Here is a 14,092-nt window from a genome sequence, read left to right as displayed (position 1 = left end):
TCAGCGCCGATGGTACTGCAGGGGGGACCCTGTGGGAGAGTAGGACACCGCCGGACACCATTCACGATGGCCACCCAGACACTGGGTGGCCATCGTTGTTTAACCACCCGGATCCGCACTCGACGAGGAGTCTGCGGCGCTTCGGACAGACGCTCGAGACAGGCGAAGGCGAGGACCGATGACGGGCCAGGACGAGAACGCGGAATCGGCGGCTGACGGACTGGTTGACCGACTCGCGGTCATCGAGGATCAGCCGCTCGAGTCCAGGGCTGCCTCCTACGCGGAGCTCCAGGAGCGACTGCGAGCGCGACTCGAGGGCGCGGACTCCCCCCGATGACGGAGCCGGACGGCGTGCGTCTCGACACCGCTCTCGCCGAGCGGGGTATCGCCCGCTCCCGGACTCACGCTGCGCGGCTCATCGCCGACGGGCGCGTGACGGTCGCGGGGGCGCCGGCCCTCAAGGCCTCCCTCCGGGTGCGCGCCGATCAGGAGGTCGCCGTCGCCGGGCTCGACCACTACGTGAGCCGGGCCGCCCACAAGCTGCTCGCGGCGCTCGAGAGCTTCCCGACCGTGCGGGTGTCAGGCGCGCAGGCGCTGGACGTCGGCGCGTCGACGGGCGGATTCTCGCAGGTGCTCCTCGAGCGGGGGGCCGCCTCCGTGATCGCACTCGACGTGGGCCACGCGCAGCTCGCACCTCGGATCCGGTCGGACGACCGCGTGCACGTCGTCGAGGGCTTCAACGCTCGCGACATGACCGCGCAGTCGCTCGCCGCGGCCTCCGGAACGGCGGTTCCACCGGACCTGGTCGTCTCGGACGTCTCGTTCATCTCGCTCACGATGGTGCTGCCGGCCGTGGTCGCCTCCGTGTCGCCGACGGCGGACTTCGTCGTGCTGGTGAAGCCGCAGTTCGAAGTGGGTCGCACGGGTGTGCGCGAGGGGATCGTGCGGGACCCGGAGTTGCGCAGGGAGGCTCTCTCGGACGTCCTCTGGTCGGCGTGGGACGTCGGCCTCGGGGTCGTCGGACTCGCCTCCTCCCCATTGCCCGGAAGCGCTGGGAATCACGAGTATCTGGCGCACCTCCACCGCGACCGCGGAACGATTCCGACAGAATGGAGGGACGCGGTCACCGCGCTCACCACCGGATGACGCGACCGTGTCCGCCGCCATCGACCACCACCGGTCGACCAGTACTGAAGGACACCTCCTCGATGCAGTCCCCTCCTGACGAGCGCAACATCCTCGTCGTCGCCCACACCGGTCGGGCGGACTCCCTCGAAGCGGCGATCCTCGTGGTCGAGCGCCTCCGCGGCTCCGGGGCCCGCCCCGTCCTCTGCGCCGACGACAAGGACGTCATCGTCGCCTCCGCTCCCGGCCTCTCGGACGTCCCCGTGCTCGGCGGCGACATCCCGCTGTCGTCGATCGAGCTGGTGTTCGTGCTCGGCGGCGACGGCACGATCCTCCGGGCGGCCGAGATCGCGCGCACCGGCACGGCTCCGCTGCTCGGCGTGAACCTCGGCCACGTCGGGTTCCTCGCCGAGAGCGAGCGCGACGACCTCGATGACGCTGTCGCGCGCGCCCTCGACGGCGACTACCGGGTCGAGGAGCGCCTGGCCCTCCAGGTCCGCGTGAAGATCGACGATGTCGTCGTCTACGAGACCTGGGCGCTGAACGAGGCGACGGTCGAGAAGGCGAGCCGCGAGCGGATGCTCGAGGTGATGGTCGGCGTCGACGGCCGCCCGCTGTCGAGCTTCGGCTGCGACGGGATCGTCGTGTCGACTCCCACCGGCTCCACGGCCTACGCCTTCTCGGGTGGCGGACCCGTGGTGTGGCCGACGCTCGAGGCGATGCTGCTGGTCCCGCTCAGTGCTCACGCGCTGTTCGCGAGGCCGCTCGTGGTCGGCCCCGACTCGAGCCTCGCGATCGAGGTCAAGGAGCGGACCGACGGCGTGGGCGTGCTGTGGGCCGACGGCCGACGCACCTACGAGCTCCCGCCCGGCGCGCGGGTCGTGTTCCGCCGCTCGCCCGAGCCGGTGCGGTTCGCGCGTCTGCACGACGCCCCGTTCACGGACCGCCTCGTGCACAAGTTCGGTCTCCCCATCCGCGGATGGCGGGGGTCGGCCGAAACGGAGTAGCACCATGCTCGAAGAACTGCAGATCCGCGACCTCGGCGTGATCGCCGAGGCGACGCTGCCGCTGGGACCCGGGTTCACGGCCGTGACGGGCGAGACCGGCGCCGGCAAGACGATGGTCGTGACCGCGCTCGGGCTCGTCCTCGGCGCGCGCTCGGACGCGTCGGCAGTGCGGGCGGGCAGCGCTCAGGCCTGGGTGTCCGGGCGCTGGCTCGTCCCGGAGGACGGCGCCGTCGCCGACCGGGTGCGGGACGCCGGCGGCGACCTCGACGGCCCCGAGCTCCTGCTCGCCCGCTCGGTGTCGGCGGAGGGGCGCGGTCGGGCCGTCGTCGGCGGTCGCAGCGCACCGGTCAGCGTGCTCAGCGAGCTCGCCGACCAGCTGGTGGTCGTGCACGGCCAGTCGGACCAGATCCGCCTGCGGTCCGCTGCCGCGCAGCGCGACGCGCTCGACCGTTTCGGCGGTGCCGAACTGGCGGAGGCGCTGCGCGACTACGCGAGCGCCTTCGAACGCTGGCGCGCCAACCGCGAGGAGCTCGGCGAGCTGACCACGGCGCGCGAGGCGCGGGCGAGGGAGGCGGAGCGCCTCCGGAACGCCCTGGCCGAGATCGAGGTCGTCGCGCCGCAGCGCGGCGAGGACGCGGAGCTCGCCGCCCAGTCGGAGCGGCTCGGCAGCATCGAGCAGCTGCGGGTCGCGGCAGGGGAGGCGCGCGAGGCGATCTCGTCGGAGGAGCTGGACGGGCGCGACGCGCTCGGCCTCCTCGACTCCGCCCGCCGCGTGCTCGACCGCGCCGCCGAGCACGACGCCGCCCTGCGGCCGACGGTGCAGACCCTCGACGAGGCCTCGGTGCTGCTGGTCGACGCCGCGGGGAGCCTGTCGTCGTACCTCGCCGAGCTCGACCTCGACGGCGCGCACGACCTCGAGCTGATCGAGAGCCGGCGTGCCGAGCTCTCGGCCCTCACCCGGACGTACGGGCCCACGCTGGACGACGTGCTCGACCTCGTCGACTCCTCGGGGCTCCGGCTGCTCGAGCTCGACGGCGACGACGAGCGGATCGCGGCGCTCGAGTCGGACACCGCGGCCGACGCCGATCTCGTCGACCGTCTCGCGACCCGCCTCACCGAGCTGCGCACGGCGGCGGCACTCGACCTGGGGGAGCGGGTGAGTGACGAGCTGACCGCCCTGGCGATGGCCGACGCGCGACTCCGGGTGCAGGTCACCGGTACGGGCGAGCCCGCGGCGCACGGCCGGGACTCGATCGAGATGCTGCTGCAGCCGCACAGCGGCGCGACTCCGCGGCCGCTCGCGCGCGGCGCCTCCGGCGGAGAGCTCTCGAGGGTGATGCTCGCGATCGAGGTCGTCGTCGCGGCCAACGATCCGGTGCCCACCTTCGTCTTCGACGAGGTCGACGCCGGAGTGGGAGGAGCCGCGGCGATCGAGATCGGGAGGCGCCTCGCGAAGCTCGCGGAGACCTCGCAGGTGATCGTCGTCACCCACCTGGCACAGGTCGCCGCCTTCGCGACGAACCACCTGCGCGTCGAGAAGGGATCGGACGGCTCCGTGACCTCGAGCGCGGTGACTCAGCTCGAGGCCGAGGAGCGCGTCTCGGAGATGGCGCGGCTGCTGTCGGGTCTGACGGACTCGGCCAACGCCCTGGCGCACGCGCGCGAGCTGCTCGAATCGAGCCGCCGGAGCTGAATGCAGCGCCGCCTGCGAGCCGCCCCGGAACTGCTGTTAGGGTGGAAGCCCGTGGTGGACATTTCGAACTCGGGCCCTTCTTCTTCTCCTGACAGTTCTTCCCAGGACCGCTCCTCGCTGGAGCGCCGCGGCGGCGGCTCCTCGAAGGTCACGAAGCACATCTTCGTCACCGGCGGAGTCGTGTCCTCGCTCGGCAAGGGACTCACGGCCGCCAGCCTCGGCAACCTGCTGACCGCTCGCGGGCTGCGCGTCGTGATGCAGAAGCTCGATCCCTATCTCAACGTGGATCCCGGGACGATGAACCCGTTCCAGCACGGCGAGGTCTTCGTGACCGACGACGGGGCCGAGACCGACCTCGACATCGGGCACTACGAGCGCTTCCTCGACATCAACCTCAATCAGGCCGCGAACGTCACGACCGGCCAGATCTACTCCCGCGTCATCGCCCGCGAGCGCGCCGGCGAGTACCTCGGCGACACGGTGCAGGTCATCCCGCACATCACCGACGAGATCAAGCGGCGCATGCGCCTCCAGGCCGAGGACGACCCTCAGCCCGACGTGATCATCACCGAGATCGGCGGCACTGTCGGCGACATCGAGAGCCAGCCGTTCATCGAGTCGGCGAGGCAGGTCCGCCACGAGCTCGGTCGCCGGAACGTCTTCTTCGTCCACGTGTCGCTGGTGCCGTTCATGGGCGCCTCCGGCGAGCAGAAGACCAAGCCGACGCAGCACTCCGTCGCAGCGCTGCGCTCCATCGGGATCCAGCCGGACGCGCTGGTGCTGCGGAGCGATCGACCGGTCTCGGAGTCGAACAAGCGCAAGATCGCGCTGATGTGCGACGTCGACGAGCAGGCTGTCGTCAATGCGAAGGACGTCGCCTCCATCTACGAGATCCCCGAGATGCTCAACGAGCAGGGGCTCGACGCCTACATCATCGACCAGCTCGGGCTCCCCGCGGGCGAGGTCGTCTGGGACGGCTGGTCGAAGCTCCTCGAGGCGGTCCACGAGCCCAAGCACGAGGTCACCATCGGCCTGGTCGGCAAGTACATCGACCTGCCGGACGCCTACCTCTCGGTGACCGAGGCGCTGCGCGCCGGCGGATTCGCGCAGCAGACGAAGGTCGCGATCCGCTGGATCGCGTCGGACGGACTCGAGGATCCGGAGGCGGCGTCGAAGGCGCTCTCGGAGCTCGACGGGATCTGCGTGCCGGGAGGCTTCGGCATCCGCGGCATCGAGGGCAAGCTCGGAGCACTCCGCTTCGCGCGCGAGAACGGCATCCCGACCCTCGGGCTGTGCCTCGGCCTCCAGTGCATGGTCATCGAGTACGCGCGGAACGAAGCGGGACTCGAGGGCGCCTCCTCCTCCGAGTTCGACCCGGAGACGGCCTTCCCCGTCATCGCGACGATGGCGGAGCAGGTCGAGATCCTCGCCTCCGGCGACATGGGCGGGACGATGCGGCTCGGACTGTACAACGCCTCTCTCGCCGAGGGGTCGATCGTGGCCGAGGTGTACGGCGCCCCCGAGGCGGCCGAGCGCCACCGCCACCGCTACGAGGTCAACAACAGCTACCGCGACCGCATCGCCGAGGCGGGACTGTGGTTCTCGGGCACGTCCCCCGACGGCCACCTCGTCGAGTACGTCGAGCTGCCCCGCGACAAGCACCCGTACTACGTCGGCACCCAGGCGCACCCCGAGCTGCGCTCGCGGCCGAACAACGCGCACCCGCTCTTCCGCGGGCTCGTGTCGGCGGCGCTCGAGCGCCAGGAGGCGTCGCGCCTGTTCCCGGCCTCGGAGGCGGGCGCCGATGAGTGACCGGGAGCTCGCGGACGAGCTCGTCGAACCCGAGATCCTCACGAGCGAACGGGTCTTCGACGGGATGGTCTGGGGCGTCAGGGCCGAGACCTTCCGCTACGGCGACGGCGAGCTGCGCCGCGAGTTCCTCGATCACACGGGAGCCGTCGCGGTGCTCGCGCTCGACGACGAGGACCGCGTCGCGCTGATCAAGCAGTACCGGCACCCGGTCAGGGCCCGCGAGTGGGAGATCCCTGCAGGCCTCCTCGACATCGAGGGGGAGGACGCTCTGGTGGCGGCCCAGCGGGAGCTGGCCGAGGAGACCGACCTCCGGGCCGACCGCTGGGACCTGCTCTCGGAGTTCGCCACCTCGCCCGGTGGCAGCGACGAGGCGATCCGCATCTACCTCGCGCGCGACCTGTCCGCGACCGACTCCGTGTTCGACCGCGAGGCGGAGGAGGCCGACATGGAGCTGCGCTGGGTCGATCTCGACGAGGCCGTCGACGCCGTGCTCGCGCGCCGCGTGCAGAATCCGTCGCTGACGATCGCCGTGCTCGCCGCGCACGCCTTCCGCTCGCGCGGATGGGTCGGCCTGGGCGACGCCTCCTCGCCGTGGACACGGCACCCCCGGGTCCGCCACCCCCGGGGGTGAGCCCGCGGGCCTGCGCCGACGCCTTCCTCCGGCAGGCGAGCGTCGAGAGAGGGCTGTCGGCGCACACGATCGCCGCCTACCGCCGCGATCTCGAGCTCTACCTCGGCTGGCTGGCCGAGAAGGGGGTCGACGATCTCGCGACGCTGCGGCGCGCGGACGTCGGCGCGTTCGCCTCGTGGCTCGCCTCCCGCGTCGAGCGGCCGCTCGCGCCGAGCTCGCGGGCGCGGATCCTGTCGAGCGTGCGGGGACTCCACCGCTTCGCCCTCGAGGAGGGGATCGTCGCCGACGACGTCGCCCACGACGTGGTGCCGCCCAAGCTCCCGATGACCCTCCCGAAGGCGATCACGGTCGAGCAGATGGCCGCGCTGCTCGACGCGGCGCGGGGCGAGGAGCTCGCGGATCTGCGCGACCGCGCGCTGCTCGAGCTGCTCTACGCGACCGGTGCCCGCATCTCGGAGGCGGTCGACCTGAACGTCGACGACGTGTTCGACGCGGAGGTGGTCCGGCTGACCGGCAAGGGCTCGAAGCAGCGGATGGTGCCGCTCGGGCGCTTCGCGCGGGAGGCGGTGGACGACTACCTCGTGCGCGCTCGACCGGAGCTCTCGCGGCGCGGTCGTGCGACACCGGCGCTCTTCCTCGGCGTCCGCGGGAGTCGGCTCTCGCGGCAGAGCGCCTGGCTGGTGATCCGCGCCGTCGCGGAGCGGGCGGGGCTCGACCGCGAGATCTCGCCGCACACCTTCCGGCACTCCTTCGCGACGCACCTGCTCGCGGGCGGGGCGGACGTGCGCGTGGTCCAGGAGCTGCTCGGGCACGCGTCGGTCGCGACCACCCAGATCTACACGCTGGTCACGGCGGACACGCTGCGAGACGTGTACACGACCGCGCATCCGCGAGCCCGGCGCTGACGGCGGGCGCACTCTGTCGGCGGGTCTCGAGACGCCTCCCGAGGGCGGCTGCCCGACCAGCAGGTCGGACGGCGGGGCGACGCGGCGGCGGGACGGGCCGCCGGTACACTCGGTGCAGGCCGCGCGGGAGCGCACGCCGACAGGGAAGCGAGGCGACGCAGGTGACACGCAAGACGGACGACACGGCCGAGCTCACCGGTCTCGAAGCCCCGGTCCTCGGCCCCACCGGACGCCCCCTGCGCGACTTCCCGCTGCCGGTCGAGCTGACCGGGCACGGCCCCGCGCGCATCATCTCGCTCTGCAACCAGAAGGGCGGCGTCGGCAAGACGACGACCACCATCAACCTGGGCGCGACCCTCGCCGAGTACGGCCGCCGCGTGCTCGCCATCGACTTCGACCCCCAGGGCGCGCTCTCGGCCGGCCTCGGCGTCGCGACCTACGACGCGATCACCGTCTACGACCTCCTCCTGGGGACCGTGAAGGACCCGGCCGAGGCGATCCAGTCGACGAACGTGCCCGGCCTCGACATCATCCCCGCCAACATCGACCTCTCGGCCGCCGAGGTGCACCTCGTCAACGAGGTCGCGCGAGAGCAGATCCTCGCCCGCGTGCTGCGCAAGGTGAGCGCCGACTACGACGTGATCCTCATCGACTGCCAGCCCTCGCTCGGGCTGCTCACCGTGAACGCGCTGACCGCGAGCCACGGTGTCCTCATCCCGCTCGAGTGCGAGTTCTTCGCCCTGCGCGGGGTGGCGCTGCTGATCGAGACGATCGACAAGGTGCGCGACAGGCTGAACCCGGTCATCGAGCTCGACGGCATCCTCCCGACCATGTACGACTCGCGCACCCTGCACTCGCGCGAGGTGCTCGACCGCGTCGTCGACGCCTTCGGCGACAGCGTGCTCGAGACGGTCATCGGGCGGACGGTGAAGTTCCCCGACGCCAGCGTCTCGGGGGTGCCGATCACCCAGTTCGCGCCCGAGCACGCCGCCGCGAAGGCGTACCGCAAGCTCGCCAGGGAGCTGATCTCGCGTGGCGCGGTCGCCTGAGGCCGTGCTGGTCGAGGAGGCGGCGGTCGCCGCCTCCGGACCGGAGCCCGGCTTCCGCGTCGCGCTCTCGAACTTCGAGGGCCCGTTCGACCTGCTCCTCAGTCTGATCGCGAAGCAGCAGGTGGACATCACCGAGATCGCCCTGAGCGCGGTCACCGACGAGTTCCTCTCCTACCTGCACGGGATCGACACCGCGGAAGGGCTCGATCGGGCGTCGGAGTTCCTGGTGGTCGCCGCGACCCTCCTCGATCTCAAGATCGCGGGACTGCTGCCCCAGGGCGAACTGGTCGACGCGGAGGACGCCGCGCTGCTCGAAGCGCGGGATCTGCTGTTCGCCCGACTCCTGCAGTACCGCGCGTTCAAGCAGGTGTCGAGCTGGTTCGCCGAGCGGATCGACGTCGAGACGACGCGGCACGTCCGTCAGGTGCCGCTCGAGGAGGAGTTCCGGGCGAAGAAGCCCGAGCTCGTCTGGACCCTGTCGGCGGAGGACTTCGCGGCCCTCGCCGCCTTCGCGCTCGCGCCCCGCGAGATCCCCACGGTCGGGCTCGACCACCTGCACGCGCCCCTGATCAGCATCCGGGAGCAGGCGGCCTACGTGGTCGGCGTGCTCCGCGAGCACACCACCGCGACCTTCCGCGAGCTCATCGCGAACGCCCCCGAGAAGGGAGTGGTCGTCGCGCGCTTCATCGCCGTGCTCGAGCTCTACCGGCACGCGGCCATCGCCTTCGAGCAGCCGGAGCCGCTCGGCGAGCTCACGCTCCAGTGGGTCGCGGAGTCGTGGAGCGACGCGAACCTGGCGCATCTCGGAGCCGACTATGACAGCTGAGCCGTCCGTCGCGTCTCCCGGAACGGTCGCCTTCGAGATCGACCGGGCGGTCGAGGCGATCCTGATGGTCGCCGACGAGCCGCAGTCGCTCGTCGCGATCGCCACCGCGCTCTCACGGCCGATCGCGGTGGTGCGCCAGTCGATCGAGCGGCTCGTCGCCGACTTCGACGGCGAGGACGGCGGCGTGCGGCGCGGATTCGAGCTGCGCGAGGTCGGCGGAGGGTGGCGGGTCTACGTCCGCCGCGAGTACGACTCCGTGGTCTCGGACTTCGTGCTGACCCAGAACCCGACGAAGCTGTCGCAGGCGGCGCTCGAGACGCTCGCGGTCATCGCCTACAAGCAGCCCGTCTCGCGCGGGCAGGTCGCCCAGATCCGCGCGGTCAACGTCGACTCCGTCGCGCGCACCCTCCTCGGCCGCGGCCTGATCGCCGAGGTCGGCAACGACCCCGAGACCGGAGCGATCCTCTACGGCACCACCGAGCAGCTGCTCGTGCACCTCGGCCTCACCTCGCTCGATGAGCTGCCGAAGATCTCACCACTTCTGAGCGACGGACGGGACGGATTCGATGAGCACCTCTGAGCACGCGCCGGAGGGCGAACGACTGCAGAAGGTCCTCGCGGCGGCCGGGGTCGCCTCCCGTCGCGTCGTCGAGGAGATGATCGTCGCGCGGAGGATCCGCGTGAACGGCGAGGTCGCCGACGAGCTCGGCCGCCGCATCGACCCGGCCTCCGACCTGATCGAGGTCGACGGAGTCGCGGTGCAGCTGGACACGTCCCGGCGCTACGTGATGCTGAACAAGCCGATCGGCGTCGTCAGCTCGCTCGCCGACGAGAACGGCCGCCCCGATCTCAGCACCTACACCCAGAACTTCGAGGAGCGGCTGTTCAACGTGGGCCGTCTGGACGCCGAGACCTCCGGGCTCCTGGTGCTCACCAACGACGGCGAGCTGGCGCACGTGCTCGCGCACCCCTCGTTCGGAGTGACCAAGACCTACATCGCGAAGGTCCACGGACAGGTCCTGCCGCAGACCATCGCCGCGCTGACCGCCGGGATCGAGCTCGAGGACGGGCCGGTCGCCGCGGACAAGACCCGCCTGCTCGGGCGGCCCGAGGGCCGGTCGAACGCCTCCCTCGTCGAGATCACGCTGCACTCGGGACGCAATCGCATCGTGCGCCGCATGATGGCGGCGGTGGGTCACCCGGTGCTCGAGCTCGTGCGCCGGCAGTTCGGTCCGCTCCACCTCGGCACCCTGCGCTCGGGCGATCTGCGCGACCTCACCCGCGACGAGCTGGGCGCGCTGCTCACGATCTCGCGGCAGGGCGGGGAGAAGCCGGACGACGCCCGCCGTGCCGGGCCCGACGCGGGCGGCACCTCCGGAGCCGAGCGCCGCGAGGCACGACCTGCGCGCACCGAGGCGCCGGGCCGCCGGCCCTCGCCCCGGACCTCGTCGTCGACGGATCGGCGGGAGGCGCCTCCTCGTCGCACCGGGCGCGACAAGCAGCGACGACCGGATCGGTAGGCTGTCGGGGTGAACGAGCTCCTGCACCCCGCACCGCCCGCGATGCGGACGACGGGGACGGTGCGGGTTGTCGGCTCGGGACTCCTCGGTGCCTCCATCGGACTCGGACTCGCCTCTCGCGGGGTCGACGTCGTCCTCGACGACGCCTCTCCGGCCAGCCTCTCGCTCGCCGTCGACTACGGGGCCGGCCGCACCGCCTCCGACGACGACCGACCGGCGCTGATCGTCGTCTGCGTCCCGCCCGACGTCGTGGCGAGCGTGGTCGAGCGCGAGCTCGCCGCGTACCCCGACGCCGTCGTGACCGATGTCGCGAGCGTCAAGATGCAGCCGCTCCGCGAGCTGCGCGAGCGCGGGATCGACCTCGTCCGCTACATCGGCTCGCACCCCATGGCCGGGCGCGAGCGCGGCGGCCCGGTCGCGGCCCGTGGCGACCTGTTCGTGGGTCGGCCGTGGGTCGTCTGCCGCGACGGCGAGACCGCGCCCGACGCCCTCGCCCGGGTGGAGGCGCTCGCCCTCGACCTCGGTGCCGCGATCGTCGAGATGGACCCGGAGGAGCACGACCTGTCGGTCGGTCTCGTCTCGCACGCGCCGCAGGTGATCTCGTCGCTGCTCGGTCAGCGCCTGCTCGACGCTCCCGATGACGCGCTGCGGCTGGCGGGCCAGGGCGTGCGCGACGTCACCCGTCTCGCCTCCTCGGCCCCCGAGCTGTGGGTGCAGATCCTCGCCGCCAACCGCGCCCACGTCGTCGCTGTGCTCGACGCCTTCCGCGACGACGTGGCGGCCGTGGCCGACGCGCTGCGCGAGCTCGACGCGCCGGGTGCGCGCCGCCTCCTCGCCGAGCACCTCGCCGCCGGCAACGCGGGCGTCGCCCGCCTGCCGGGCAAGCACGGCCAGGCCGAGCGGTTCTCGACCCTGATCGTGCTGATCGACGACGTTCCGGGAACCCTGGCGCGCCTCCTCGTCGAGATCGGCGAGGCCGGGGTCAACCTGGAGGACGTGCGCCTCGAGCACGCGGAGGGGCGCCGCGTGGGCCTCGCCGAGATCTCGGTGGTGCCGGAGGCGGTCGCACCGCTGACCGACGAACTGACCGCACGCGGCTGGAGGATCGCCGGATGAGCACCGAGCAGAGCGCATGAGCACCGAGCAGAACAGACAGGACGGCGGCCTGAACCGCATGACTCCCGCGCGCCGCGCGCAGCAGAGCATCCCGGAGGACGGGGGCGCCGCTCCCGAGCGCTCGCGCGGACCGCGGACGGAGGGCAGCCAGGACTTCGGCGACGTCCTCGTCGTCGCGGTCGACGGGCCCGCCGGCAGCGGCAAGTCGAGCGTCTCGCGGGAGGCCGCCCGCCGGCTCGGCTTCGAGTTCCTCGACACGGGCGCCGCCTACCGGGCACTCGCCTGGCACGGGCTCGACACCGGGCTCGACTTCTCGGACGAGAACGCGATCGTCGACGCGCTCGACGGCTTCGACTACTCGATCGGCACCGACCCCGAGACCTACTCGGTCTGGGTCGGCCGGACCGAGGTCACGGCGGCCATCCGCGAACCGCGGGTGACCGCGCAGGTGTCGGCCGTCGCGAAGGTGCCGGAGGTGCGCCGCAGGATCACGCTCCTCTTCCGCCGCATCATCGGCGAGACCCGGCAGGCGGGGATCATCGTCGAGGGACGCGACATCACGACCGTCGTCGCTCCCACCGCAGCGGTCCGGATCCTCCTGACCGCGAGCGAAGAGGCTAGGATGGCGAGGCGTTCGCGCGAGGTCACCACGCAATCCGCTGAGGCGACGGGTCAGGCACTGCGGTCGAGGGACCGCGCCGACTCCCAGGTGGTCGACTTCATGAACGCCGCAGAAGGAGTCACTCTTCTCGACTCCACTCATCTCGACTTCGAGCAGACCGTCGATGCGGTCATCGCCGAGGTCCGAACTTCGAGAGCAAGGGCCGATCATGGCACAGGACACGCGCGTCGGTGACGACGAGCTGAACTTCCCGGACGACGATCTCGTCGAGCGTCTCGGCGACGTCGACGAGCAGCTCGCCGCCTCCCGCGCACAGGCGCTCCGCAGCGGACTCGAGGACTACGACCTCGACGAGGAGGACCGCGACCTCCTCGAGTTCGCGACCGGCGACTCCGACGAGGTGCGCTACCTCCCGGCGCTGCCGGTCGTGGCGATCGTCGGCCGCCCGAACGTCGGCAAGTCGGCTCTCGTGAACCGCATCCTCGGTCGCCGCGAGGCCGTCGTCGAGGACACGCCGGGCGTGACCCGCGACCGCGTCTCGTACAAGGCGGAGTGGATCGACCGGGCGTTCACCATCGTCGACACCGGCGGGTGGGAGCCGGATGCGCGCGGGATCGACGCCTCCGTCGCCATGCAGGCCGAGATCGCGATCGATCTCGCCGACGCCGTCATCTTCGTGGTCGACGCGAACGTCGGGGCGACGGCGACCGATGAGCACGTCGTGCGGCTGCTGCGCAAGACGAAGAAGCCGGTGTTCCTCGCCGCGAACAAGGTCGACGACGTGCGGCAGGAGCCGAACGCCGCGTCGCTGTGGTCGCTCGGACTCGGCGAGCCCTACCCGGTCTCGGCCGTCCACGGTCGCGGGGTCGCCGACCTGCTCGACACGGTGCTCGCGAAGCTGCCGCTCGAGTCGGCCGTCGCCAAGCGCGAGGTCGGCGGACCGCGCCGCGTCGCGATCCTCGGACGCCCGAACGTGGGCAAGTCGAGCCTCCTGAACAAGGCTGCGGGGGAGGAGCGCGTCGTCGTCAACGAGCTCGCCGGCACCACGCGCGACCCGGTCGACGAGCAGGTCGAGATCGCGGGCAAGGTGTGGCGCTTCGTCGACACCGCCGGCATCCGCCGCCGCGTGCACCTGCAGCAGGGCGCCGACTTCTACGCGTCGCTGCGCACCTCCACCGCGCTCGAGAAGGCCGAGGTCGCGGTCGTCGTGATCGACGTCTCGCAGCCGATCTCGGAGCAGGACGTCCGGATCATCGACCTCGTCCTCGAGTCGGGCCGTGCGCTCGTGCTCGCCTTCAACAAGTGGGACCTGCTCGACGACGAGCGGCGACGCTACCTCGAGCGCGAGATCGAGAAGGACCTCGCGCACGTCGCCTGGGCACCGCGCGTCAACATCTCGGCCCGCACCGGCCGGCACCTCGAGAAGCTGGTGCCCGCTCTCGAGCTCGCCCTCGAGTCGTGGGACACCCGCATCCCGACCGGCAAGTTCAACGCGTTCCTCGCCGAGCTCACCGCGGCGCACCCGCACCCGCTGCGCGGAGGCAAGCAGCCGCGCGTGCTGTTCGGCACCCAGGCGTCGTCGCGCCCGCCGACCTTCGTGCTCTTCACGACCGGGTTCCTCGACCCGGGCTACCGTCGCTACATCGCGCGGCGCCTCCGGGAGATCTACGGGTTCGAGGGCTCGCCGGTGAACGTCAACATGCGCGTGCGCGAGAAGCGCGAGCGCTAGGCGCTCCGGCTCGTCGTTCCGCCTCCGGCTCGCGGGAATCCTCGGATCCCGCGAGCC

At 71.8% G+C, this 14,092-nt stretch carries 12 protein-coding genes and 1 pseudogene; all 13 read left to right on the top strand.

Translation table 11 applies throughout. The annotated features are described in order from the left end of the window. The first annotated feature begins 333 nt into the window (after positions 1 to 333). The 13 genes and pseudogenes from B9Y99_RS09160 to der all read left to right on the top strand — a co-directional run bounded on the left by B9Y99_RS09160 (position 334) and on the right by der (position 14,035). On the top strand, positions 334 to 1,146 hold the full coding sequence (locus B9Y99_RS09160; RefSeq protein ID WP_085476154.1) for a TlyA family RNA methyltransferase: 813 nt from the start codon (positions 334 to 336) through the stop codon (positions 1,144 to 1,146). Positions 1,147 to 1,208: 62 nt separating this feature from the next. Next, positions 1,209 to 2,132, top strand: coding sequence for an NAD kinase (locus tag B9Y99_RS09155; protein WP_085476153.1), 924 nt, complete (start codon positions 1,209 to 1,211; stop codon positions 2,130 to 2,132). Between the two features lie 4 nt (positions 2,133 to 2,136). Further along, positions 2,137 to 3,825 carry a DNA repair protein RecN gene (recN, locus tag B9Y99_RS09150; RefSeq protein ID WP_085476152.1) on the top strand — a complete coding sequence of 563 codons (1,689 nt, stop codon included), beginning with the start codon at positions 2,137 to 2,139 and terminating at the stop codon, positions 3,823 to 3,825. A gap of 117 nt (positions 3,826 to 3,942) precedes the next feature. After that, a complete protein-coding gene (locus B9Y99_RS09145) occupies positions 3,943 to 5,637 on the top strand; it encodes a CTP synthase (protein ID WP_244274852.1) in 1,695 nt (564 codons plus the stop codon). Further along, positions 5,630 to 6,268: an NUDIX domain-containing protein gene (locus tag B9Y99_RS09140; protein ID WP_085476150.1), complete on the top strand. Its 639-nt coding sequence runs from the start codon at positions 5,630 to 5,632 to the stop codon at positions 6,266 to 6,268. The genes B9Y99_RS09145 and B9Y99_RS09140 overlap by 8 nt, the downstream gene beginning before the upstream one ends. After that, entirely contained in the window at positions 6,265 to 7,173 is a 909-nt protein-coding gene (xerD, locus tag B9Y99_RS09135; RefSeq protein ID WP_244274810.1) for a site-specific tyrosine recombinase XerD, read from the top strand. The genes B9Y99_RS09140 and xerD overlap by 4 nt, the downstream gene beginning before the upstream one ends. A gap of 161 nt (positions 7,174 to 7,334) precedes the next feature. Beyond that, a complete protein-coding gene (locus tag B9Y99_RS09130) occupies positions 7,335 to 8,222 on the top strand; it encodes a ParA family protein (protein WP_085476148.1) in 888 nt (295 codons plus the stop codon). Beyond that, positions 8,206 to 9,048, top strand: coding sequence for a segregation and condensation protein A (locus tag B9Y99_RS09125; protein WP_085476147.1), 843 nt, complete (start codon positions 8,206 to 8,208; stop codon positions 9,046 to 9,048). Before B9Y99_RS09130 ends, B9Y99_RS09125 begins: the two co-directional genes overlap by 17 nt. Then, a complete protein-coding gene (gene scpB, locus B9Y99_RS09120) occupies positions 9,038 to 9,628 on the top strand; it encodes an SMC-Scp complex subunit ScpB (RefSeq protein ID WP_085476146.1) in 591 nt (196 codons plus the stop codon). The genes B9Y99_RS09125 and scpB overlap by 11 nt, the downstream gene beginning before the upstream one ends. After that, positions 9,615 to 10,382 (top strand): annotated as a pseudogene (locus tag B9Y99_RS09115) (pseudouridine synthase); the annotation flags it as partial. The gene scpB and the pseudogene B9Y99_RS09115, both read left to right, overlap by 14 nt. 228 nt (positions 10,383 to 10,610) lie before the next feature. Beyond that, a complete protein-coding gene (locus B9Y99_RS09110) occupies positions 10,611 to 11,684 on the top strand; it encodes a prephenate dehydrogenase (RefSeq protein WP_085476333.1) in 1,074 nt (357 codons plus the stop codon). Between the two features lie 16 nt (positions 11,685 to 11,700). After that, positions 11,701 to 12,540, top strand: a complete 840-nt coding sequence (gene cmk, locus B9Y99_RS09105; RefSeq protein ID WP_244274809.1) for a (d)CMP kinase — start codon at positions 11,701 to 11,703, stop codon at positions 12,538 to 12,540. After that, the gene (gene der, locus B9Y99_RS09100) at positions 12,515 to 14,035 is read left to right on the top strand and encodes a ribosome biogenesis GTPase Der (RefSeq protein WP_085476144.1); all 1,521 of its coding nucleotides are present in this window, start codon (positions 12,515 to 12,517) and stop codon (positions 14,033 to 14,035) included. The genes cmk and der overlap by 26 nt, the downstream gene beginning before the upstream one ends. The last annotated feature ends 57 nt before the right edge of the window (positions 14,036 to 14,092 follow it).

It is taken from the genome of Rathayibacter oskolensis (assembly GCF_900177245.1).
GTDB classification, from domain to species: domain Bacteria; phylum Actinomycetota; class Actinomycetes; order Actinomycetales; family Microbacteriaceae; genus Rathayibacter; species Rathayibacter oskolensis.
This window is presented reverse-complemented; position numbering and strand designations above follow the sequence as displayed.